Source organism: Ureibacillus sp. FSL K6-8385 (genome assembly GCF_038593155.1).
GTDB lineage: Bacteria > Bacillota > Bacilli > Bacillales_A > Planococcaceae > Ureibacillus > Ureibacillus terrenus.
The window spans coordinates 2,720,819-2,743,417 of the sequence record NZ_CP151968.1 but is presented as its reverse complement, the minus strand read 5'-3'; the positions used below and the strand labels follow the sequence as shown (position 1 = coordinate 2,743,417).

The following is a 22,599-nucleotide window of genomic DNA, read 5'->3' as shown; positions in this document are numbered from 1 at the left end:
GTATGGTAATGAAAGTTTTGCAAAGAATTGCTCTGGTACTGGCCATTATCGGAGCTATCAATTGGGGACTCATTGGATTTTTTAATTTTGATTTAGTTGCCACTTTATTTGGAGGGCAAGATTCCGTTGTCTCACGCATTATCTATGGCTTGGTAGGCTTGAGCGGATTATTTTGCTTAACGCTCTTGTTTGAGCCTTGGGATGAATTGAATCGGCAAGAGACAACGAGTTCCGGCAGCCAGCCAAAACAAAATCAGATAAGCTACAGAACAGAATTTGGCGAAGAGGAAGATCTCTCTTCCTTAAAGCGATCTAAAGAGAATGAACAATAAATTGCCTCGGTGCAGTACTTTGCAAGGAAAATTGCAGAGTACTGCACTATTTTTGTAAGCATCCAAAAACATAGACAACGGCACATTTTTCGCCGACATTGCATATATTGCAATGGACTTGTAAAAAGGGGTGTTGAAAGATGAATGGAAACTGGAAGCTCAGTGATCCGTATGTCTATGAAACTTTGAAAGGACTTCAAAATCAATCTATTGCTGTTCAAACCATTCGTGGCAGTTTAAGGGGAGTTTTAAAAACGGTTATGCCGGATCATATTGTCGTGCAAATGGGCGGATCGCCATTTTATGTAAGAACAGAGCAAATTATCTGGATTCAGCCAATCAAATAGGCATAATGCAAGCTTCGTCCGGCATATGATACAAATGGTTAAAATCTAAGGATGGAGGCAAATCCATTAATGTTTAAACGTGTGAACAAAATTCTCGTTGAATTGCCGATTCCGGAACACGGCGATATGAATGCGGCAGCGGCTGTGCAAGAACTGCTTGGCGGAAAATATGGTGAAATGTCCACGTTAAATAATTATATGTTCCAATCCTTTAATTTCCGGGGCAAAAAGAAGCTCAAACCCTTTCATGATTTAGTAGCAAGTATTACGGCAGAAGAATTTGGCCATGTTGAATTAGTATCGACAGCCATCAATCTTCTCTCCACAGGAAATACTGTTCCATCAGGACCTGACACAGCCCCGCTTCAAAACGGAAAAGATGCCCGTTATTCCCTCCACTTTACGTCAACCGCTCAAACCGCTTATCCAGGAGATTCAATGGGAAGACCATGGACCGGTGAATTTGTTACAAACACAGGCAACCTCGTAGCAGATCTTCTTTTCAATTTTATGTTGGAAATTGGTGCAAGAACCCACAAAATGCGGGTGTATGAGATGACAACCCACCCGACGGCGTTGACAATGATCGGCTATTTGCTCGTCCGGGGAGGCACGCACATTATTGCTTATGCCAAAGCCATTGAAATGGCAACGGGCGTGGATGTGACGAAAATGCTCCCGGTTCCGAGCTTAGACAACAGCAAATTTGACTATGCAAAACCGTTTATCGAACAGGGTTTATTTAATGTGTTGTATACATGGGGCGAGGAGGATTATCGGGATATCAACCAAATTTGGAAAGGGAAAAATCCTGAAACGGGTGAACAGTTAAAAGTGATTCACGGAACTCCTGAAGGCGCACCTGTCCCGGATCTTCCTGAGTTGCCGGAGGAATTTGCTCCTGGAATCGACAGGGACGATTATCAACGTATTTTAAAACGGCTTCAAAGCAATCTGTAGTGCTGCAAAAGAAAAGGCCGTTCCGCTCGGGGACGGCTTTTTTATGGAAATCGATGGCATTTTGAAACACTATAAAGATGGCTGATGAATGGTCCCATTGCACTAACAGGGAAAGCGGCTTAATATGAAAAAGGTATGCAAACATCATCCATTCGTTTGCATACCTTTCCACTTTATTTTTTACTTTGTACTAGAATCATTTATATATTGGAAGGCGTTGTATGCAAAGAAGAGTGTTCCCAAGAAGAAAGCTCCGCCGCCGATATACGTGAGAATATGTGCAGCATCAAGAAGATTGTCAACCTGAACTAAAAAGGCGCTGATAAGGAAAATAGGGATTCCTAAATTATGGAGCCAAAAATGTACTTTTCCTGTTGAGTTGACTGCTGCTTTTGGATAAACGCTATAAATAACTCCAAAAAGTGCCGTCGATGCAAATCCGACTAAGTTTACATGAGCATGTGCAGAATCCCACTGGAGATCCAATGTGTAGGACATGAACAAACCGACGAGAACCCCGATAATCAGATAAAGCGCAGCAAGCCGGATCCAAATGGCTCCTTTCATGAATACACCCCTTTGTTTTTCGCATGCCCTTTCTAACGATGTGCGAACCTTTTACTCGAAGCTTTTTATTCCCCCTTTATTTTTCCTTATTCCATAATAATGCGGAATGGCGCGAATTATGAATGAATAATGAGGTTTTTTCTTTGGGGAATTTCCGGGGAAAAAATGTTAAGAAGTAATTGGGCGGTTAGTAAATTTATGAGGTTTTGGGGGAAGAGGGTTCCCCCATATCTTAATATAAAAACCATTCAGTGATGAATACGGCTCCACACGTAAGCAACGCCACCGTAACGACACTTCTTCCGGAATAAGCGGCGATTATGGCGACAATGAAACCGACGAGCGCAGACCAGGGAGAAGATGTGGAATCTAAAATGCCGGGAAAAATCATGACAGCCAATGTCACATAAGGGACATAGTGCAAAAAGGAACGGATATAAATATTTTTTATTTCCTTTCGCACAAGGGTTAATGGCAAAACACGAATGAAATATGTAACGAGAGCCATGATTAAAATATAACAAATTGTTTGATTCATGCCTCATCCTCCTTAAGGGGGAAGAAGAAGGCTGCGCACCCTGCAATGACTACGGTGAGGACAATGATTTTCACTGCAGATGAAATGTTTTTTAAAACAGGGATGATTGCAAAAAGAGAGCTGAACAGCATCGATACAACAATCATGCCGGCAATCGCTTTATTCTTTTTGGCAGGCGGAATAATCACTGCAAGAAGCATTCCATAAAGGGCAATGCTCAAAGCGCTCGTAATCCTTTCGGGAAAAATATTGCCCGAAGCCACCCCGAAAAGCGTCCCTAATGTCCAGCCTGGAACCGCCGCAGTCATCACTCCATACATAAAATACGGATTCAATTTTCCCGGCTGAGCAATCGAAACTCCAAAAATCTCGTCGGTAATCCCATAAGATAATAGTAATCGATGATAAATGGGTGTATCGGTTGGAATCTTTTGAGATAGCGAAAAGGACATTAAAAAATATCTGGAGTTAATGATGAGCTGTGCAAGGACGATTTCAATCAACGTTGCCATTGCCGTGATCATCGAAAGTCCGGCAAACTGGCCTGCGGAAGTTAAATTCGTTGCCGACATCAATACCGCTTCAAAGGGATTTAGTCCTGCCTTTTTACAAAGAATACCGAAGGAAAAAGAAACCGCAAAATAACCGAAGGCAACCGGGATGCCCGTTTTCACGCCTTTTTTCCATGCTGCTATATTTGTCTCCATCTCTTATCCTCCATTGCATTTCGTTAGCATTTCGTTAGCATTTTGTTAGAAAAGATTCTAACAAATGGATAACTATTAGTAAAACTAATGTTTATAATGGTTCCTGAGATGGTAATGTATAAAGCCTTCCGACAATTGGTGATGAAGAATGTGGATCCTCCGATTGCCCGTACGATTGCATCGACTATAATACATTGACTATAACTGGCCGATATTTTATCGATTTTATCATCCGAAAATTGTCTTAAGGGATGGTTGAGACTTTGTATGAGCTGATTTGAAAGGAATGCATCATTGATGAAACAGCTTTTTATCAAACAGAAGCTTCTTAGCCTCACTGATAAGTTTAAGGTGAGAGACGAGCATGGAAACGATGTGTATTATGTAGAGGGGAGTTTCTTAAAAATACCAAAAACCTTTACGATTTATAACATGCAAGGTCGGGAAGTGGCGGTTATTACAAAAAAAGTATTCGCCTTTTTGCCGAAGTTTACCGTTGTAATGGAAGGAAAACAGGTGATCACCATCAAAAAGGAATTCACTTTCTTCCGCTCCCGATATACCATTGACGCTGAAGGAATCGAAGTGCGCGGCAATTGGTGGGATATGACTTTCGAAGTGTTCCAAAATGGCGAAAAAATTGGCCAAGTAAGCAAAGAGTGGTTTACTTGGGGGGATAGTTACAAAGTAGAAATTTTAAATGAAGAAATGGAAACAATCATTATTGCGCTTGTTATTGCCATAGACTGTGTGAAAGATGATCAAAGTACCGCAGCCGCGGCCAGCACTTCCGTCTAAAAGGAATTTTCCGGAATGAAAAGACATTAGTAATTCTTTTACTAATGCCTTTTCATTTACGATTGAGTTGAATCGACGGAAATCCATTGTTGAGACCATTCTTCGATCGATTTCAATATCGGCTCCATTGCACGCCCTTTTTCAGTTAACGAATATTCGATCATGACTGGTGTGGCAGGAATGACTTTGCGGTCGATAATGTCCATCTGTTCCAATTCTTTTAACCGGTCGGATAACACTTTTCCGCTGATGCCGATTGCAGATTGAATTTCGCTGAAGCGTTTGGGTCCGGAAAGCAATTCATATATGACGAGAGCAGTCCATCTTTGGCTGATGATGGATACGGCTTTTTCAAACTTTGGACAAATCGCTGGCTGATTCATTTATGAAACACCTCTTTCACATGTATTCTATCAAAAAATTCTTGTTAATAACAAAACAAGTAATATAAATAAACTCCATTACTTAAAGTAACCAATATAAAATAAAAAAATAGTATTTTTAAAATTTCAATTTATATGTAAAATGTTATGTGAATTTATATAAAGCCTATATCATTTAGACAAGAAGTGCGGCTTCAAAAAATATTGGCCCCAAAAGATGAACTTCTTTTAGGGCCAAGTGTGCAATATTCAATTTCGAATGAGGTAGTCGAATGCGCTCAATGCGGCAATTGCGCCTGAGCCCATGGAAATGATGATTTGGTTGTATGGGCTGTCTGTGCAGTCTCCTGCCGCAAATACGCCAGGAATTGAAGTCGCACCTTTTTTGTCAACAATGATTTCGCCGATTTGGTTGAGTTCAAGCGTACCTCTCAACCATTCTGTATTCGGAACGAGGCCGATTTGAACGAATACACCGGCTAATTCAATGTGTTTTTCTTCCCCAGTTGCCCGGTCGACATAAGTAAGGCCATTTACTTTGTCCGTACCCGTGATTTCTTTTGTAGCTGCGTTTGTGATAACTGTCACATTTGGAAGCTTATTGAGACGTTCTTGCAAGATTTCGTCCGCTTTTAAGTGATCATTGAATTCAAGCAATGTGACATGGTTGACAATTCCGGCAAGATCGATTGCCGCTTCGACTCCGGAGTTGCCTCCTCCAATTACTGCAACATCTTTTCCGGCAAATAATGGTCCATCACAGTGAGGGCAGTATGCAACACCTTTATTTTTGAATTCTTGTTCGCCAGGAACGTTAATGTTGCGCCAGCGGGCACCTGTTGCAACGATGACAGTTTTACTTTTTAAAACGGCACCATTTTCAAGTTCTACTTCAATCATGCCATCTTTCTTTTCGAGGTGTTTTGCCCGTTGCAAATTCATGATATCAACAGGATATTCTTTGACATGTTCCTCAAGGGCTTTGGCAAGTTTCGGACCTTCCGTTTCTTTTACACTGATGAAGTTTTCAATTGTCAATGTATCAAGAATTTGGCCGCCGAAACGTTCTGCCACAATACCTGTACGGATTCCTTTGCGGGCTGCATAAATTGCTGCGCTGGCTCCCGCCGGACCACCGCCGATCACTAAAACATCAAACGGCTCTTTGTTCGACAGTTCTTCAACCGCAGCTCCTTGTCCAAGTTTGTCAAGAATTTCCTCAATCTGCATACGGCCGCTCGCAAAAGGTTCGCCATTCAAATAAACTGTTGGCACTGCCAAAATATTTTTGCTTTCAACCTCTTCTTTGTACACAGCACCGTCAATCATGGTATGCGTGATATTTGGATTTAGCACGCTCATGATATTAAGTGCCTGTACAACGTCCGGGCAGTTGTGGCAAGTAAGGCTGACATATGTTTCGAAGTGGTATTCTTCTTTGATGGATTTAATTTGATCAATGATTTTTTGGTCAACTTTTGGAGGACGGCCGCTTACTTGGAGCAAAGCCAATACTAATGAAGTGAATTCATGGCCCAACGGAACACCTGCAAACACGATGCCGGTATCTTCTCCGACACGGTTTACACTGAAGCTAGGTGTTCTTTTCAGTTCGGCTTTTTCGACTTTAATTTTTGGAGTCATGGATGCCAGCTCATCAATTAGAGCCAGCATCTCTTTGGAAACCTCGTCAGTACCTGCGCTTACTTTAATGACAATATCATTTTCAAGCAATTGCAAGTACTGGTTTAATTGGGCTTTTATATCTGCATCTAATGCCATGCTGAATCGTCTCCTTAAATTTTACCAACAAGGTCAAGGCTTGGTTTAAGAGTTTTACCAGTTTCTTTCCATTTCGCAGGGCATACTTCGCCAGGATTGTTGCGTACATATTGTGCAGCTCTGATTTTGTCGATGAGAGTGCTTGCATCGCGGCCAATGCCGTCAGCGTTAATTTCAACAGCTTGGATTACGCCGTCTGGGTCGATAATGAATGTACCGCGGTCAGCAACGCCTTCGCCTTCTCTTAATACTTCAAATTGTGTTGAAAGAACGTGTGCTGGGTCGCCGATCATTGTATAAGTGATTTTACTGATCGCTTCTGAAGTATCATGCCATGCTTTGTGTGTGAAGTGAGTGTCAGTTGAAACAGAATATACTTCAACGCCAAGTTCTTTTAATTTTGGATATTGTTCTTGAAGGTCTTCCAATTCTGTTGGGCAAACGAATGTGAAGTCTGCAGGATAGAAGCATACAACAGACCATTTACCTTTGAAATCTTCTTCCGTTACAGTAACGAATTCGCCGTTTCTGTAAGCTTGGCATGTGAAAGGTTGAACTTGTTTACCGATTAATGACATACTCTCTACCTCCAGTTTTATGTTTTATTTGTAATAATTATTACCTAGAACTTATTATCATATACATGCGGCCATTTGTCAAACGGAATAAGCAAAATAATTCAAGTATAGTCTTTATTTTTGACAAAAATATATACGCAAAAGAGGCAAATATAATAATATACATAATAGCTAAACATTTCCAATATCTATTTTAGAAGAAACAAAAAGGCAATACAAGAAACAAGCACCACCTCAAATTGCGGCCTATAATCACGTTGAAAACCTAGTGAATGGGGGAGAAAGGGAGATTTCATGTTTTTGGAACAATTAAAGAAAAAGCTGGGGGAACAACGATTTCGGTTTATCGGCGAAGAAGAAGCCTATCGTTCAGCCGTACTGTTGCCGATTGTTCAAGTCAATGGGGAATGGCACATTCTTTTTGAGGTCCGTTCATTCAGCTTGAGAAAGCAGCCCGGGGACATCAGCTTTCCGGGAGGCAGGGTCGATGAAACAGACGAATCCCCGTTAGAAGCGGCTTTGAGAGAAACCCATGAGGAATTGGGTATTGATCGGAGAAAGATTCATGTAATAGGCGAATTAAGTCCTCTCGTCACTTCTCCTTCTTTTGTTATTTATCCCTATGTTGCAGCGCTAAAGGATGACATTCTTCGTCTTCCTTATAATAAGGAAGAAGTGGAAGAGATTTTTACCGTCCCGATCAAGTGGCTTCTCAATTACGAGCCGTATTCTCATTTAGTAAAAATAAAATTTATTCCTCCAAAGGATTTTCCTTATGAAAAAATTGTGAACGGGAAGGAATACCAGTGGAGAATGAGAGAAATAGAAGAGTGGTTTTATGATTACCGGCAGTATACGATTTGGGGGTTAACTGCCAGAATTTTAAAATATTTTATTGAGATACTTAAAAAGGAAATGTGAAATAAGTAACTTAGTTCTTTTTACCATTCAGATGAAGGGAGGAATGTTATATTGACATAATTAAAACTGGAAATTTCCAAATATTTCGTTAATTAACAAACTTATATTTGCCTCAAATCAGTAAATAATATTTCTAAATTATTAAAGAAAGAATTTTCGTATTCAGGTAAATGTTGAACAAAAAATTTTGTCTGTTCATGCAGAATTTCACTTTCTGGAGCATAGATATAATATTTAAATCTCAAATTAAAAGTGTTATACTATAATAAGGTTAATATGCATGTCCAAAAAGGTGTTGACTTTTTTAAGTCTTCACACTTTTTGAAAAAATAGGGGAGATAAGGATGGTTATAAAATGAGTAGCAGTCAAACTAAAAAGAATGTCGTATTAATCGGTGCCGGAATCATGAGTGCAACTTTGGGAACGTTACTAAAAGAGCTTGCTCCGGACTGGGAGATCACGATTTACGAAAAATTGGATAAAGCAGGCGAAGAAAGTTCCAATGAATGGAACAATGCGGGTACAGGACACGCTGCATTGTGCGAACTCAACTACACAGTGGAAAAACCTGACGGCTCCATCGATATTTCCAAAGCGATCAACGTAAATGAACAGTTCCAAATCTCTAAACAATTCTGGGCTTACCTTGTAAAAAATAATTTGATCAAAGATCCTAAAGAATTTGTTATGCCATTGCCTCATTTGAGTTTCGTTACAGGGGAAAAAGATGTTGCCTTCTTGAAAAAACGCTTTGAAGCGCTTTCAAAATTACATCTGTTCGAAGGCATGGAGTTCACGGATGATCCGGAAAAATTAAAAGAATGGATTCCTTTGATGATGGAACAACGTGAAATTAAAGAGCCGATTGCAGCTACAAAAATTGATTCAGGTACGGACGTGAACTTCGGGGCATTAACGCGCATCTTAGTTCAGCATCTGCAAAACCAAGGCGTAAATGTATACTATAATCATATGGTAGAAGGGATTAAACGCACAAAAGACAACCGTTGGGAACTTAAAGTTCACGATTTAGATGGCATTAAGATGAAATATGTCACTGCTGACTTCGTCTTTATCGGTGCGGGCGGAGGAAGCTTGCATCTGCTTCAAGATACAGGAATCCCTGAAAGCAAGCACATTGGCGGCTTTCCTGTAAGCGGTCTATTCTTGGTATGCAAAAATCCTGAAGTGATTAAAAAGCATCATGCCAAAGTATATGGTAAAGCAAAAGTTGGAGCGCCTCCAATGTCTGTTCCGCATTTGGATACCCGTTATATTGATGGACAAAAATCTCTATTGTTCGGACCATTTGCGGGATTCTCGCCTAAGTTCTTGAAAACAGGTTCTTACATGGATTTATTTGCATCCATCAAGCCGAACAACATCGTTACATTGCTTGCTTGCGGTGCGAAAAATGTTCCGTTGACAAAATATTTAATCGGACAATTGCTGTTAACAAAAGAACAGCGCATCAACGAATTGCGCGAATTCGTTCCAACAGCAAAAAGCGAAGATTGGGAAATCATTATTGCCGGTCAACGTGTGCAAGTAATCAAAGATACTGAAACAGGCGGCAAAGGTACATTACAATTCGGTACGGAAGTAATCACTTCATCCGATGGTACAGTTGCAGCGTTGTTGGGTGCTTCACCAGGCGCTTCTACAGCAGTAAAAGTAATGCTTGATGTGATCAACCGCTGCTTCCCAGAAGAAATGAAAAAATGGGAAGGAAAAATTAAAGAAATGATTCCATCCTATGGCCAAAAATTGTTGGACAACCCTGATTTATTCAGAAAAGTTCAAGATTTCACAGATGAAATTTTAGGTTTAGGAAAAGAAAATATTCAAAAAGAATTGGAAACAATCCAATCATAAAACATGAATAGATGATGAAACATGTTTAGTACCAGATTCCATCAAGGAATTCTGGTACATTTTTTATTAGATTAACCTTGGAAAAGAATTTGGATGTGAAATTGAATGATCTACCATCATTTGAAAAAAGGGACATTTTCCCAACGATTAAACAGATTTGTAGCCGAAGTGTATTTGAACGGACAAAAAGAACGGGTTCATGTCAAAAACACAGGCCGTTTAAGGGAATTATTGCTGCAGGGGGCGGAGGTGATTTTGGAAGAAAGCCATCAACCAAATCGGAAAACGAAATATTCCCTGATTGCGGTAAAAAAAGATGGACGGTGGGTCAACATTGATTCCCAAGCACCCAATGCAGTGGCATATGAAGCGATTCGGGAAGGAAGAATTGCCGAATTGAAACAAATTCAATTATTGAAAAAAGAAGTGAAATATCATGATTCACGGTTTGATTTCTATTTTGAAACAAAAAGCGAGAAAGGATTTATTGAAGTAAAAGGCGTAACATTAGAAAAAAATGGGATTGCCCTCTTTCCGGATGCTCCCACATCGAGGGGCACAAAACATATATGGGAGCTGGTGAAAGCGGGGAAAGAAGGCTATAAAGGAATTTTGTTATTTATCATCCAAATGGAAGGCTGCAGATGCTTTGCTCCCAATCGCTATACAGACCCCGATTTTGCGGATGCATTGGTGCAAGCTTCAAGACACGGGGTGGAAATTTTGGCTTATGAAACAAAAGTGAGCAGCTGTGGCATGGATATTGGCCGAAAGATTCCCGTGGAGTTAACCAATCAACGGCATGGCAATCAAAAAAGCGATCATTGAAGGATATGGCGATTTCCTCCATAGTTTTTTTACTAAATACTCCGGTGTCAATAATTTACTTTCAACCTAGTAATTAAAGAAAATAAACGACTTGCAGAGTGTACAAAATACTTATTGAGAAAGGTCATGCCTTTTCTCATTTTATTTCAACGAAGGAGGATTGCTATGCCGAATGTAGAAGTCAATTGTACCGTCTCCAATTGTTATTTCCACAGGAAAGGGAATATTTGCGGCGCAGAGAAAATACTGATTGATACGGATTCAAAAGACCGGTCTTCCGAGTTTGGTTCAGAAATCGACTTCCGAGAAGTTGAGGAGAAAGCGAAAACTTCTGAAGAAACGTGCTGCAAGACGTTCAGACCGAAACGCTGAATTGATTTATGGGGACTCATCATATAGTCCCCATTTTTTTTAAGGAGTTGATTGATATGGAAGAGAAAATCCGCACAAAATTAAAAGAAATTGAACAAACTTATCAGGTAAAAGTGCTATTTGCGGTCGAATCCGGCAGCAGGGCATGGGGGCTTGCATTCAGAGAAAGTGATTACGATGTCAGGTTTGTTTATATACATCCTTTGGATTGGTATCTTTCCATCGACCCGCATCGGCGGGATGTCATTGAATTGCCGATCAGCGATCAATTGGATATAAGCGGTTGGGAAATCACGAAAGCATTGAGACTTTTCCGGAAAAGCAACCCTGCCATTTTAGAATGGATAAGAAGCAAGGCGGTATATGTGGAGCACGATCAATTTATTGCCAAATTACGGCGATTGGAAAAAGATGTTTTTCATCCAAAATCGGTGCTCTCCCATTACATACAAATTGCAAAAAAGAATTATGCATCCCTTCATGGTAAAGAGGCAAAACTGAAAAATTACCTATATGCTTTCCGTTCATTGCTGGCAAGTAAATGGATTGTGCAATTCAATGAAATTCCGCCGGTGGACTTTCGTGAATTGCTGGAACGTGTGAAGTTGGACAGCCAATTGGGCAACGAACTGGAACAATTAGCGGCCGCCAAAATTCACGGTGATGAGCGGAAAAGCATGCAGCCGGATCCGGTATTAAATGAATATATCCGGAAGGAGCTGGATTGGCTTAGCGATACGGTGAAGCTTATGAATGCCGGGAAGAAAGATCCGACTGCCAAATTAAATAAACTGTTTCGGGAAACACTAATAGACGTGTGGAAGGAAAATTTTGTTGCATACTTAAAATGATCCGGAGATGGATAACCAATAAATATGAAGACAAAAAACCCCGGCATAGAGGGCCGTTACACCAACCAAAGAATAAAGAAAAAACTTTTGAAAGAGGCTTTTGCTGCTGCAGTTGCCGCTTTTATAAACAAGATACGAAACGATCAAAATGAGCAGAGAAAGGGAAAGTTTAACTCCTATAAACAAGGCCGGGCTTATTTCGGCTATAAGCCGCATAACAGGATTAACTTCCTCGATATAATGGTTTGTTAATCCATAATTAGTAGCCAGTCCATCAAACATATTTAGAATGGCGATGATCAATCCAAAAACCATCAAACAACTGATACCCTTCATCATCCACTTCCTCAAACGTTTTTGATCAGTATATCCATTTTATGAAAAATTTAAAAAAAGTGGAATTCCCTTTCCTGTGTTTTGTTGAGAATTCCACAAAAAGCATGATATTATTTTTTTATTTTTGCTCTTCTTTTCAATACTAATTTTTCCAATTCTGAAAGTTCGCGTGAAAATTCTTCATTCACACGATGGGCTGGGATCATTTGTTGCTTCGGTGTCTGCGGAAAAGAGTGGGCATTCTTTGAATTTTTTTGGGGCTGGTTATCTCTTCCCATGGTATCCCTCCTTTTTGTCCAGGTAATTTTAATATGGGAAGATGCATCTTTTTTATCACAATCGGAACAGGATTAATTGCAGGAGGGAATGGAATAATATAATAAATAAAGTTTATTTTAATAAGACATGCTTGTTTTGGAGGAAAAATAAACGGGATGCCGCATCCGAAAGGCGGCATCCCAAGTGCGACTATTGTCGGGGTATAATTCGTTGTTTGTAAATACTGTAAACATTTCCTTGTTTTTCAGATTTGCTTCCTTTGAATTGTATATATGTTTTATGAATGTACGGAGATGTCATCAACGAAAGAATAGCTGCATAGTTTGGAGTAAAAGTAACCTCATCTCCTACTTTCAAATGGATATTTTTTCCATCTATTACGATATGGTCACTTGTTGCCCCAAGGATTTTTAAAGGTTTCATAGGCACTAATCCTGGGACAAACACATCTTGCCTTCCAACGCCGACAAGGATATGGTTCATCCATCCATGGTCTTGGAATTCAATCGATTCGCCAAAACCGTTTTTGCCTCGAAAGCCATAGGGGGCAGAAGGTTTTTGTTTTACTTCGATGACTTCCGCAACAAATTTAAATGTGTCTTGATAAAGATTCGGTATGATTCCGCCTTCTGCAGTTTCCCTTCCCAACAGAATCGATTCTCCAAGGCGTATATCGTTAATGGCACCGGTATTTTTCGTTTCAAATAGCCATTTTAGATTCGCGGAGTTTCCGCCGGAGACAATCGGAAGTTCCAAAGAAAATTGCTTTCTGATTTGCTCTACAAGGGTTGAGAATTCCCTCATTTTATCCTCTGTCGGCAATACGCCTCCAAAACAAGCAAAGTTTGTTCCGATACCGGCAATTTCGATTCCTGGGAGTTCCATGACTTCACTGATAAATTCTGGCAGATCCTTTGGCATAACCCCTTCGCGAAGATCTCCCATTTCTACCATAATCATAATCTTATGGATTTTTCCTTGTTTGATGGCTTCGTTTGAAAGGGCACGTATTACCTCAATTTCAGAGTTCATGCTGATATCCGCATATTTCACGACATTGTGGACTTCCGAAAGGCCAGGTGTTCGAAGCAAAATTAAGGTTGCATTGATTTTTGCCTTTTTTAATTTTTCCAAATGAATCGTTTTGGATACGGCCAGTCTGGTGATTCCTGCCTGGACAAAAGCATTGACGATTTGCAAATCGGCGCAGACTCCTTTTACGACCCCTGTCACTCCCACGCCCTTCGATTCGCATAAATATTTTAATATCTTAGCGTTGTGTTGAATTTTATCAAGATTGATTTCAATTCGAGGCAACGGTTTCAGTTTCATCATGAGCTCACGACCTTTTCTTTTGCTTTTAAAGACGGGAAGAAATCAATGATTGCATCGATGATTTTGTCTTCCCCTTTTTTTAACACATCGCTAACAGGCAAGTGATATTTTTCTTCGTATTCCTCGATGGTTTGATCAATTTCTTCATCTGTCATATTCTCATGGTTTATTGTGATGGCGATCACTTTTGTTTTTCCGAAATGTTCAATTAAGTCGATTTCTTCTTGCACATCCGGCATTGGAATAAACGGGAAATCGCCCAACATTTTCCGTTTCGGAGGATGTTGCAAGATGATTGCCTTAGGTCTTGCACCTCTTAAAATACCGCATGAACTGATATAGGCTGGATGGCTGACCGCACCTTGACCTTCCACGATAATAATGTCCGGATTTTCATTTTTTTGCGCTCTCAATATTTCCCTTTCCAATTCCCCGATCAAATATTGGAGCGGGAAGGCATCCATAGCAAAACCGTATTCCGCACCTTGAATCAGACCGGTTTGTCCGGTAGCAATAAAGACAGGATTATAACCGCGCTTTCTGAAGCCCTTTTCGAGGATTTTCGCGGTTGTACGTTTTCCGCATGCGCTGTCAGTACCTAATACTGCAATGATAGGTGTATCGATTTTTAATATTCCGCCTGTAAATAACGTCCATTCTTTTTTCGGTTTCGGTTTTCGGATATCGCGAATCGTTACATTGTAATTTTTGGCGGCATTCATCATCTCTTCATCTTCAGTAAGGAATTCTTGAAGTGGATTAATGATATTTAAACCGGCTTTCATGGCTTCAAATATGACAGATCTTTCTTGATCTTTTAAAAAGGCATCACCGGGGGCAATTCCGAGGATAAAATGTGTTGGTTTTTCATCGGAAATCGATAAAGCTTCTTCGAGGTTTTTGCATAAAGGAATACCGTTTTTGACTCCATCGAGATATTCCCCAGAATCAAGTCCGCTTTTTGTACTGTCAATCACAGCGACGATATCGTAATATCCAGGATCTCGAATAAGGCCGTTCGCGGTTTTTCCATCCATGGAGCCAAATTGACCCTCGCAATAGACAATTGCTTTTTTCTTCTTCATATTCACCCCTCCATCTTTCGAAGATACCCAAGATCATTTCTTCAGATGTTAGAGATTCGTAAATCCGTCGTTAATTTTTTAATTATTTCGTTAATTTATTTTTTATTATAGGGTTATTAATTTTTTTACGCAAAAATTAGAAACAAAATTCATGAAAATTTCCTTTTTTTAGCTAAAAAGTTTAGAAATTTTGTAACTTTTGTATTTTTAGTAGGTATACTTTTTGAAAATTCATGATTTGACGCAGCCCATAAAAATAGCAGCACAAACAATTATATATGTTTGTACTGCCAATTTTAGAATGCTCATCAAAATTTGCGGATATCAAAATAATCCCCCAACAATGCCCAGTTTTGAGGGAACGGGTATCCCAAGGCCCAGTAACTGATTCCCCGCAAGTTGAATTCGATGGCCAAAAGAAATTTCGCGACAGCGCTTCTTGCATCTTCAAACCATACTTCATGGGCTTGGCCGTTTTCATCCACATAGCGGAAATATGGCGACTGGGCGATCTCATCATAATAAATTTGAGATTTGTAGCGTGTTGCGCGGCGGATTGCTTCCTGTGGGCTGTAGGTATCGGCAGATGCACCTTGAATGTGCGGGATTTTCCAGTCCCTTGCATATATCTGAAAACCTAAATATATTTTTTCCCGGGGAATGACGGACACCGCATATTCCACTACCCGCCGCATTTGATGAATTGGTGAAATCGCTTGCGGCGCAGCCCCTCTCCATCCCCATTCGTAAGTCATTAAAATGACAAAATCCACAATACGCCCATGGGCTTCATAGTCATGGGCGGTATAAAGCAGCCCTTCCTGTTCTCCGCTCGTCTTTGGCGCAACCGCTGTTGAAATGAAGTACCCCTTTTCATGCAAGCGGTCGGTTGCTTGTTGCAAAAATGCATTATAGTTTTCCCGATCTTCCGGCAGCACATATTCAAAATCGATGTTCAACCCTTTATATCCTTTTTCTTCCATCACTTGCAAACAATTGTTGATCAATTTTTCCCTTAAGTCCTGATTGGATAAAATGAGATGTGCCAAGTTGGAACCGGTGCTTGTCGAAGTAAAATTATTGATGGACATCATCGGGGTTGCCCGTTGAGCATTTGCGGCCCTGAGCATTAATTCATCCGCAAAAGGAACCAATGTGGCATCCTCTTTAATCATGTAAGCGAAAGGAGTGAAATATGTCAGCAGGCTCCCGACTTCATTGACGGATTTCGCACCGGCTGCATCTTGCTGATAAGAGTAGGCGTTGACTTCAATAGATGGCTTTTGTCTCGGGACGACGAGCATCATTCCAGGATAGATCATATCAGGATTTCGGATGCCGTTTTGTTTCAAAATGGCTTCGATGGTTGTTCCGTATAGAGCGGCGATATACCAAAGGGATTCTCCTGGCTGCACCATATGCAACCGGGGCGGAATGTATAGGATGGTGCCAGGAATTAAATTGTATGGATTTATGGACGGATTCGCCTGTTGGATAGCTTGGACGGATACCCCATAAGTATTTGCCAGTTTCCATAAGGTATCTCCATATTGAATAATGTGGGGAGTTGTCGTATCCGGAATGACCAACGCTTGACCAATAAGCAATTGATTTGGATTCGGAAGCTGGTTCAGCTGAATGATGGCGTTCATGCTTGTATGGTACATATTCGCCAATTTCCAGATGGAGTCATCGTGCTGCACTACATGAATTCTCAGTTGGAGGCCTCCTCCCAAATTTTTTTATATTGCAATATATGTGCCGGTTTGCTATTTCATATGCGGAAGAAAAAAGAAAGTCCATCATTTTTCGGTGTCTTGTTATAATTTCATAGATTCTCAAGCTTCTCAACGGCGGATTCTTTTAAAGCGTCGGATTCCGTATTTTTCAGAGGATCTTTCGGAAGCTTTTATTACGATTGAACAGGATAAGAAAAGATTTCCGGAAACAAAATGGTCAAAAACTAGCAATTGTTTTTTTAGTTTTATTGAAAGATAATGAAGGGAAAGGGTAAATTTTTAAAATTTAATAGAAGCGGGGGCTTCCAAGAAGAAAAAGTTGCATTTTGATGCTGCGTGGGTACGGACTTTCAATGCATCAATAACAGCCGCTCCATTCCACAAAAAAACAGAAAGAAGATTTCGAATTTTTCCGCGCTTTAAGTAAGGAGGCATTCATAGATGATGAAAAAAGGGATCAAAGGGACCCTTTTTGTTTTGTTATCATTCCTTTTATTAGCAGGATGCAATGATAAGGATGAAAAATCAAAGGTTCCTGAAACGGAAATACCGGTAAAGGTTGCCAAGGTCACTTTCGGCACGTTAACAGATGACAATGCATTGACAGGCACCATATCGGCTGAAAATGAAGTGGCCGTATTGCCGAAAGCTGTTGGGGAAATCACAGCCATTTATGTGAAGAAAGGAGATAAAGTCAAAAAGGGAGACGTGATTGCCCAGCTTGATGATACAACCGAGAGAAACATGGTTGAACAACAGCAAAAAAGTCTAGAACAAGCCCAAGCGAACTTGCAGAGCGCTCAAAACGGAAGGGAAAGAGCCGAAAACAGCTATATGCAAGCCCAAGCCTCCCTAAAGTCTGCGCAAGCATCGCTGCAACAAGCAATCGATAACATACAAAATTTGGATTATCAAGTTCAAAATGCCAGAAATGCTTATCAACAGGCAAAAAAGAATTTGGAACGAATGAAATCTTTGTATTATTCAAGAAAAATATCCCTCCAAGAGTACGAAAATGCACAAAGTGCTGAAAAGAGCGCAAAAATTGCCCTGGAACAAGCTGAACTATCAAAAAGAACCAGTGAAACAGAAGGCATTAAAATGCAAGAAGCAGCGGTGGAACAAGCACAGGCTAATGTGAATATGGCGCAGACTGCCATAAAGGATGCGGATGTAGCGGTGCAACAAGCGCAAATCCAAGTGGAGCAGGCCCAACTGGCTTTGGATTCCGCGATGGAACAATTGAATAATAAAGTCATTCGGGCGCCGATTAATGGAGAAGTTACCGAAATCAATGGGAAAGTGGGGGAATTGGCATCCAATGCCAATCCTTTTGCAAAGATAGTTTCAAAAGATTTAATGAAATTAACGGTTAAAATTACATCCAATCAGTTGTCCAGCTTTCATGAAGGCGACGAGCTGGATGTGAAGGTCGCGGGTTTGGCCGGAACATATAAAGGAACCGTCACTTATGTATCAAGCGTAGGTTCAGGATTTGGTTTATTTACTGTGGATTTAGAAATCGAAAATAAAGATCAACAAATCCGCCCGGGTATGATTGCTTCAGTGATTGTGAAAGAAATAAAACAAGCTGACTCCCTTATCGTTCCTGTGGAGGCAGTGATACAAAAAGAAGGAAAAACCGTGGTATTTGTCGTTTCCAACGGAAAAGCCGAAGAAAGGGAAGTGGAGATTCTCAAATATGGCACCGATTTGGTGGCTGTAGTTGGAAAACTTGAAGAAAATGAAAAGGTAGTCATCAGTGGCCAGAACCTCCTCGATGACGGTAATAAAGTCCGGATTGTGGAGGAGGAGTAGAGATTGAAGTTAGTAAACATCTCAATTAAACGTCCAGTGGGCGTCATCATGTTTGTGATTTGCGCAATTATACTTGGTTTTATTTCATTAAGGGATTTAAAGGTGGAACTGTTCCCTAAAATGGATTTGCCGGTGGCGGTAATCGCTACAAGTTACCAGGGGGCTGCTCCCCAAGAGGTGGAAGAATTAATTTCAAAACCTATCGAAACGGCTGTGAGTACTGTGGAAGGGATCGATACGCTCCAGTCGGTTTCGAACCAAGGCGCTTCCTTGGTGCTCATGATGTTTGATTATGATCGGGATATAGATGAAGCATTGATCGATGTAAGAGAAAAGGTTGACCAGATTTCCGATATGCTTCCGGATGGAGCAAATGATCCAATGGTTATGCGGCTGGATCCGAATGCGGCTCCGATTATGATTGTCAGCCTTTCAGGGAAAAATTTGGAGAAGCTGCAAGCAATTGCGGAATCTGATGTTCAACCGGCGCTTGAACGGGCACCGGGTGTGGCTTCCGCTGCCATTTCCGGCGGGAAAGAAAGGGAAATCCGGGTCAATCTTAATCAGGCAATGCTGAAGACTTTAGGTATTACAGGCAATCAAGTCATCGCCGCATTGCAGGCGGAAAACCGCACCATTTCAGCGGGAACCGTTGAACAAGGAAATCAGGATGTCCAATTGCGTGTTGTAGGAGAATATACATCCATTGCCGATATTGAGAATACCTTAATTCCTTTAAATAGCGGCGATACGGTTCGCCTAAAAGATGTAGCGGAAGTCGAAGACACTTTTAAAGAAGTATCGGCGATTTCCCGGGTGAATGGCGAAGATACATTGGTTTTCACCATCATGAAACAATCAGATGCAAACTCTGTTGAAACGGCGGAAGAAGTACAAAAAGTCATCAAGGAATTAAATGAAAAATATAAAAATCAAGGCATCGAAGTGAAAACCATTTTGGATACATCGGTCTATATCACTTCTTCCATAGACTCGGTCATCAGCAACATGATTGTCGGGGGAACCTTGGCGGCCATCATTTTGCTGCTGTTCTTAAGAAGTGTAAAAGCGACGCTCGTCATTGCCGTTTCGATGCCGATTTCAATCATCAGTACCTTTATCCTGATGTATTTTACCGGCGAAACGTTAAATATTATATCCATGGGGGGACTTGCCCTCGGAATCGGGATGATGGTCGACAGTTCCATCGTGATATTGGAAAACATATACAAGAAGCGGTCAGAAGGATTGTCCATTAAAGATGCGGCATTTGAAGGGGCATCCGAATTGGGTCCTGCCGTCATCGCTTCGACACTGACGACTGCTGTTGTATTCGTTCCTGTCGTATTCGTGGAAGGACTTACGGCTCAGATTTTCCGTCCGCTTGCATTGACGGTTGTGTTTTCTTTGACAGCATCATTGATTGCTGCAATCACACTGGTTCCGATGCTGTCCACTCAATTTATGCGAAATGTTCAAATTTCATTGGAAGATGATGCAACCTATTTCTTTAACCGCTTTTTGAGCAAGGTGAAAAATGTTTATGGAAGAGTGCTGGAAAAAGCCTTACATAGAAGAAAAACTGTCATTTCCATTGTTTCCGTTGTTTTTATCGGCAGTTTGGCTTTAATCCCGGTGGTGGGAATGGAACTGATGCCGTCCACGGATAGCGGACAAGTTTCCATTAATGCAACTTTGGAAAATGGTGCGCAATTGGAAGAAACGGAAGCGGTTGTAAATGAAATCGATCAACGGTTAAAAAAATTTGAAGACATTATCGACGTGAGTTATGTCAATATCGGCGGTTCTAATAACGGAATCATGGCAGGCAGCAAAAACACTGCCTCCTACATGATCAAACTGGTTGGTCCTTCGGACAGGGATATGACGACCGATGAATTTGTCGCTGAAATAAGCGATTTGGTAAGTGATATTCCAGGAGCGGAAATCACGGTTTCACAAAACGATTATGAAATGTCGACCGGTTCGCCAATCACGATTTCCATTTCCGGAGACAACCTGGATGTTCTGAAAGACTTGAGCCAGCAAGTTGTATGGATGTTGGAAGAAATTGAAGGCACATTGAATGTGAAAAGCACCGTCGAAGAAGGAAGTCCGGAAGTGCAAGTGGTTGTGAATAGAGACCTTGCCTCTGCTTACGGATTAAGCTATCAGCAGATTATGAACGAAATTAATGTTGCGTTTAATGGTCAAGTGGCCACTTTGTATAAAGAAGGCGGCCACGAATATGATGTCAGGGTAACATTGCCCGATTCCCAAAAACAATCCGTCCGTGATCTGGAAGCATTTGTAGTCCGGAATAATCAGGGGGAAAATATTCCGCTTTCCGCTGTTGCGGAGTTAAAAATCGTGCAAGGGCCTTCGCAAATTATGCGCAATAATCAGGAGCGCACCATTAACGTCACAAGCGATGTTATGGGGCGGGATTTAGGAACGGTTTCCCAAGAGATTGAAGAGAAACTGGAACAACTGCATTTGCCGGATGGATATGAAATTTCCATCGGCGGAGAAGTGGAAACAATGATGGAATCCTTCATCCAATTGGCTTTGGTCTTGGCTTTGGGAATATTCCTTGTATACATGGTGATGGCTGTTCAATTTGAATCTTTTTCGTATCCGCTGATCATCATGTTCTCTGTTCCAACGATGGCAATCGGAATCGTTTTAGGGCTGCTCATAACGGGATTGCCTTTCAGTTTACCTGCATTTATCGGGGTTATAATGCTTGCGGGTATTGTTGTAAACAACGGTATATTGCTTGTTGAATATATCAATATTCTAAGAAGACAAGACATGGAGCGGATGGAAGCCATTATGGAAGCGGGGAAAAGCCGCTTGCGCCCGATTTTGATGACGACACTGACTACAGTATTAGGGATGATTCCGTTGGCCCTTGCCATTGGGGAAGGGGCGGAAAACCAACAACCAATGGCCGTTGTGGTTGTATTCGGATTAACATCCTCCACCATTTTTACTTTAGTATTTGTTCCGGTCATGTATGTTGTAATTGATAATCTATCTGATAAATTTAGAAAGTTCTATTACAAAGGTCAATCTGAAAAGTCTGATCATCCGAAAAGAAGAGCCTTTAAACACAGAAAAGCAAAAAACAAAGCTGTGAAAAAGGAATTGGAGGCAATCGGCAATAAATCGAAATAGGGGATGTCCGGGAAGCCAAATGCTTTCCGGCCCCCATCAGAGCAAAGAATTTGCGTTTAAGAAAGCGGCAGTCTAACTCTAAAGGGTCCGTCGAACAGGACGGACCCTTTTCTTTTATGCTTTTTTCATGATGAATGTTAAATGACGTCCGGCTTTTTTATTTTCCCGATAGGAGAAACCTTGTGGATTTTTGAAAGTGCATGTGGAATCGATGGCAATTTGATCTGAAGGAATGCCGCTCAGTTCGCATTGTTTTTTGACGGTTTGCTGATTGTCGATATGATATTTGCCGGTCTTTTCGTTAAAATAAATGAATTCGTTTGCATATCCGAGATTTTTGAATTTTGCATATACATCTTCATCAACCTCAAACTTTTCCTGGCTGATGGCCGTGCCTATGTGAACATGGAAATCTTCCATATTGCAATGCTCGTTTGTTTGAATATGCCCAAACACTTTCCGGGTAATTTCCTTTACGGTTCCTTGCCAGCCTGAGTGAATCACGCCGATGATGCCGTCTTTTTCACTATAGAAAATGACGGGCACACAATCGGCTGTAAAGGTGCATAGGACGATATTGGGTTCTGTTGTATAAAGGGCATCGGTGTCCGGAATGGCAGTTTCTGACGAAAATGCTCCCCGTCCGCAATCTTGCGCTGTCACTTTGTAGACGTGATCGCTATGGGTCTGATTGGCGCATACAAATTGCCGAAGATCGCAGCCGATGAAGCAGGCAAGTTTTTTTCGATTTTCAATCACATCCGCTGGATTTTCGCAAACATGAAGGGCCATATTATTTTGTTCCGCTTCTCCTTCATTTTTTAAAGTAATGCCGGCGATGAATCGATCATTATTGAAATAGATTTTTGTTGTCATATTTTCACTCCCAGAACCGGTTCGTTATTTTCCATCAGTAATTCATTCTAATTATATCCGTTTCTTTCGATTGGGATAAAGGATTGCCAAGGGAAATGAATTTTACTGAAT

General features: G+C 40.9%; 23 protein-coding genes. 11 read left to right on the top strand and 12 right to left on the bottom strand.

Annotated features, from left to right (window positions below; all coding sequences use genetic code 11):
- Positions 1 to 8: 8 nt before the first annotated feature.
- The 3 genes from NST62_RS13685 to NST62_RS13675 all read left to right on the top strand — a co-directional run bounded on the left by NST62_RS13685 (position 9) and on the right by NST62_RS13675 (position 1,639).
- Complete coding sequence (locus NST62_RS13685; RefSeq protein WP_328219987.1) at positions 9 to 332, top strand: DUF378 domain-containing protein; 324 nt, start codon at positions 9 to 11, stop codon at positions 330 to 332.
- 140 nt (positions 333 to 472) lie between these two features.
- Positions 473 to 679: a YuzF family protein gene (locus NST62_RS13680; RefSeq protein ID WP_141602051.1), complete on the top strand. Its 207-nt coding sequence runs from the start codon at positions 473 to 475 to the stop codon at positions 677 to 679.
- 69 nt (positions 680 to 748) lie between these two features.
- Positions 749 to 1,639 carry a manganese catalase family protein gene (locus tag NST62_RS13675; protein ID WP_141602050.1) on the top strand — a complete coding sequence of 297 codons (891 nt, stop codon included), beginning with the start codon at positions 749 to 751 and terminating at the stop codon, positions 1,637 to 1,639.
- Positions 1,640 to 1,819: 180 nt separating this feature from the next.
- On the opposite strand, the gene NST62_RS13670 is transcribed toward NST62_RS13675, so the two are convergent.
- The 3 genes from NST62_RS13670 to NST62_RS13660 all read right to left on the bottom strand — a co-directional run bounded on the left by NST62_RS13670 (position 1,820) and on the right by NST62_RS13660 (position 3,451).
- Entirely contained in the window at positions 1,820 to 2,206 is a 387-nt protein-coding gene (locus NST62_RS13670) for a cytochrome-c oxidase (RefSeq protein WP_141602049.1), read from the bottom strand.
- Positions 2,207 to 2,438: 232 nt separating this feature from the next.
- Positions 2,439 to 2,744, bottom strand: a complete 306-nt coding sequence (locus NST62_RS13665; protein WP_141602048.1) for an AzlD domain-containing protein — start codon at positions 2,742 to 2,744, stop codon at positions 2,439 to 2,441.
- Entirely contained in the window at positions 2,741 to 3,451 is a 711-nt protein-coding gene (locus NST62_RS13660; RefSeq protein WP_141602047.1) for an AzlC family ABC transporter permease, read from the bottom strand. The genes NST62_RS13665 and NST62_RS13660 overlap by 4 nt, the downstream gene beginning before the upstream one ends.
- 297 nt (positions 3,452 to 3,748) lie before the next feature.
- Here NST62_RS13660 and NST62_RS13655 point away from each other — a divergent pair, with 297 nt between their 5' ends.
- Complete coding sequence (locus NST62_RS13655) at positions 3,749 to 4,249, top strand: LURP-one-related family protein (RefSeq protein ID WP_141602046.1); 501 nt, start codon at positions 3,749 to 3,751, stop codon at positions 4,247 to 4,249.
- Positions 4,250 to 4,305: 56 nt separating this feature from the next.
- Here the strand turns inward: NST62_RS13655 and NST62_RS13650 are convergent, their stop codons facing one another.
- The 3 genes from NST62_RS13650 to ahpC all read right to left on the bottom strand — a co-directional run bounded on the left by NST62_RS13650 (position 4,306) and on the right by ahpC (position 6,992).
- Complete coding sequence (locus tag NST62_RS13650; protein WP_141602045.1) at positions 4,306 to 4,632, bottom strand: helix-turn-helix domain-containing protein; 327 nt, start codon at positions 4,630 to 4,632, stop codon at positions 4,306 to 4,308.
- Positions 4,633 to 4,881: 249 nt separating this feature from the next.
- Positions 4,882 to 6,414, bottom strand: coding sequence for an alkyl hydroperoxide reductase subunit F (gene ahpF, locus NST62_RS13645; RefSeq protein WP_141602044.1), 1,533 nt, complete (start codon positions 6,412 to 6,414; stop codon positions 4,882 to 4,884).
- A 14-nt stretch (positions 6,415 to 6,428) separates the two neighbouring features.
- Entirely contained in the window at positions 6,429 to 6,992 is a 564-nt protein-coding gene (gene ahpC / locus NST62_RS13640) for an alkyl hydroperoxide reductase subunit C (RefSeq protein WP_141602043.1), read from the bottom strand.
- A 294-nt stretch (positions 6,993 to 7,286) separates the two neighbouring features.
- Here ahpC and NST62_RS13635 point away from each other — a divergent pair, with 294 nt between their 5' ends.
- From NST62_RS13635 to NST62_RS13615, 5 genes are all read left to right on the top strand, one after another.
- Positions 7,287 to 7,913, top strand: a complete 627-nt coding sequence (locus NST62_RS13635) for a CoA pyrophosphatase (RefSeq protein ID WP_141602042.1) — start codon at positions 7,287 to 7,289, stop codon at positions 7,911 to 7,913.
- Between the two features lie 355 nt (positions 7,914 to 8,268).
- Complete coding sequence (locus NST62_RS13630) at positions 8,269 to 9,789, top strand: malate:quinone oxidoreductase (protein ID WP_141602041.1); 1,521 nt, start codon at positions 8,269 to 8,271, stop codon at positions 9,787 to 9,789.
- Between the two features lie 105 nt (positions 9,790 to 9,894).
- A complete protein-coding gene (gene sfsA / locus NST62_RS13625) occupies positions 9,895 to 10,617 on the top strand; it encodes a DNA/RNA nuclease SfsA (RefSeq protein WP_141602040.1) in 723 nt (240 codons plus the stop codon).
- A gap of 165 nt (positions 10,618 to 10,782) precedes the next feature.
- Positions 10,783 to 10,989, top strand: coding sequence for a DUF1540 domain-containing protein (locus NST62_RS13620; RefSeq protein ID WP_141602039.1), 207 nt, complete (start codon positions 10,783 to 10,785; stop codon positions 10,987 to 10,989).
- Between the two features lie 56 nt (positions 10,990 to 11,045).
- Positions 11,046 to 11,840, top strand: a complete 795-nt coding sequence (locus NST62_RS13615) for a nucleotidyltransferase domain-containing protein (RefSeq protein ID WP_342462982.1) — start codon at positions 11,046 to 11,048, stop codon at positions 11,838 to 11,840.
- Here the strand turns inward: NST62_RS13615 and NST62_RS13610 are convergent.
- The 5 genes from NST62_RS13610 to NST62_RS13590 form a co-directional block, all read right to left on the bottom strand.
- The gene (locus tag NST62_RS13610; protein WP_220125034.1) at positions 11,832 to 12,179 is read right to left on the bottom strand and encodes a DUF5658 family protein; all 348 of its coding nucleotides are present in this window, start codon (positions 12,177 to 12,179) and stop codon (positions 11,832 to 11,834) included. The two genes, NST62_RS13615 and NST62_RS13610, sit on opposite strands and share 9 nt — an antisense overlap.
- A gap of 107 nt (positions 12,180 to 12,286) precedes the next feature.
- Positions 12,287 to 12,454, bottom strand: a complete 168-nt coding sequence (locus NST62_RS13605; RefSeq protein ID WP_141602036.1) for a YfhD family protein — start codon at positions 12,452 to 12,454, stop codon at positions 12,287 to 12,289.
- Positions 12,455 to 12,644: 190 nt separating this feature from the next.
- Positions 12,645 to 13,790 carry an alanine/ornithine racemase family PLP-dependent enzyme gene (locus NST62_RS13600; RefSeq protein ID WP_246045840.1) on the bottom strand — a complete coding sequence of 382 codons (1,146 nt, stop codon included), beginning with the start codon at positions 13,788 to 13,790 and terminating at the stop codon, positions 12,645 to 12,647.
- The gene (locus NST62_RS13595; RefSeq protein ID WP_342462981.1) at positions 13,787 to 14,875 is read right to left on the bottom strand and encodes a DUF1611 domain-containing protein; all 1,089 of its coding nucleotides are present in this window, start codon (positions 14,873 to 14,875) and stop codon (positions 13,787 to 13,789) included. The genes NST62_RS13600 and NST62_RS13595 overlap by 4 nt, the downstream gene beginning before the upstream one ends.
- Before the next feature lie 308 nt (positions 14,876 to 15,183).
- Positions 15,184 to 16,593 carry a LysM peptidoglycan-binding domain-containing protein gene (locus tag NST62_RS13590; RefSeq protein ID WP_141602103.1) on the bottom strand — a complete coding sequence of 470 codons (1,410 nt, stop codon included), beginning with the start codon at positions 16,591 to 16,593 and terminating at the stop codon, positions 15,184 to 15,186.
- A gap of 462 nt (positions 16,594 to 17,055) precedes the next feature.
- Between NST62_RS13590 and NST62_RS13585 the strand changes: the two genes are divergently transcribed.
- Both NST62_RS13585 and NST62_RS13580 read left to right on the top strand, forming a co-directional pair.
- Positions 17,056 to 18,432 (top strand): efflux RND transporter periplasmic adaptor subunit, encoded by a 1,377-nt coding sequence (locus tag NST62_RS13585; RefSeq protein ID WP_141602034.1) that lies wholly within the window; start codon positions 17,056 to 17,058, stop codon positions 18,430 to 18,432.
- A 3-nt stretch (positions 18,433 to 18,435) separates the two neighbouring features.
- The gene (locus NST62_RS13580; RefSeq protein ID WP_342462980.1) at positions 18,436 to 21,612 is read left to right on the top strand and encodes an efflux RND transporter permease subunit; all 3,177 of its coding nucleotides are present in this window, start codon (positions 18,436 to 18,438) and stop codon (positions 21,610 to 21,612) included.
- Between the two features lie 114 nt (positions 21,613 to 21,726).
- Here the strand turns inward: NST62_RS13580 and pgeF are convergent, their stop codons facing one another.
- Complete coding sequence (pgeF, locus tag NST62_RS13575; protein ID WP_141602032.1) at positions 21,727 to 22,488, bottom strand: peptidoglycan editing factor PgeF; 762 nt, start codon at positions 22,486 to 22,488, stop codon at positions 21,727 to 21,729.
- Positions 22,489 to 22,599 lie beyond the last annotated feature (111 nt).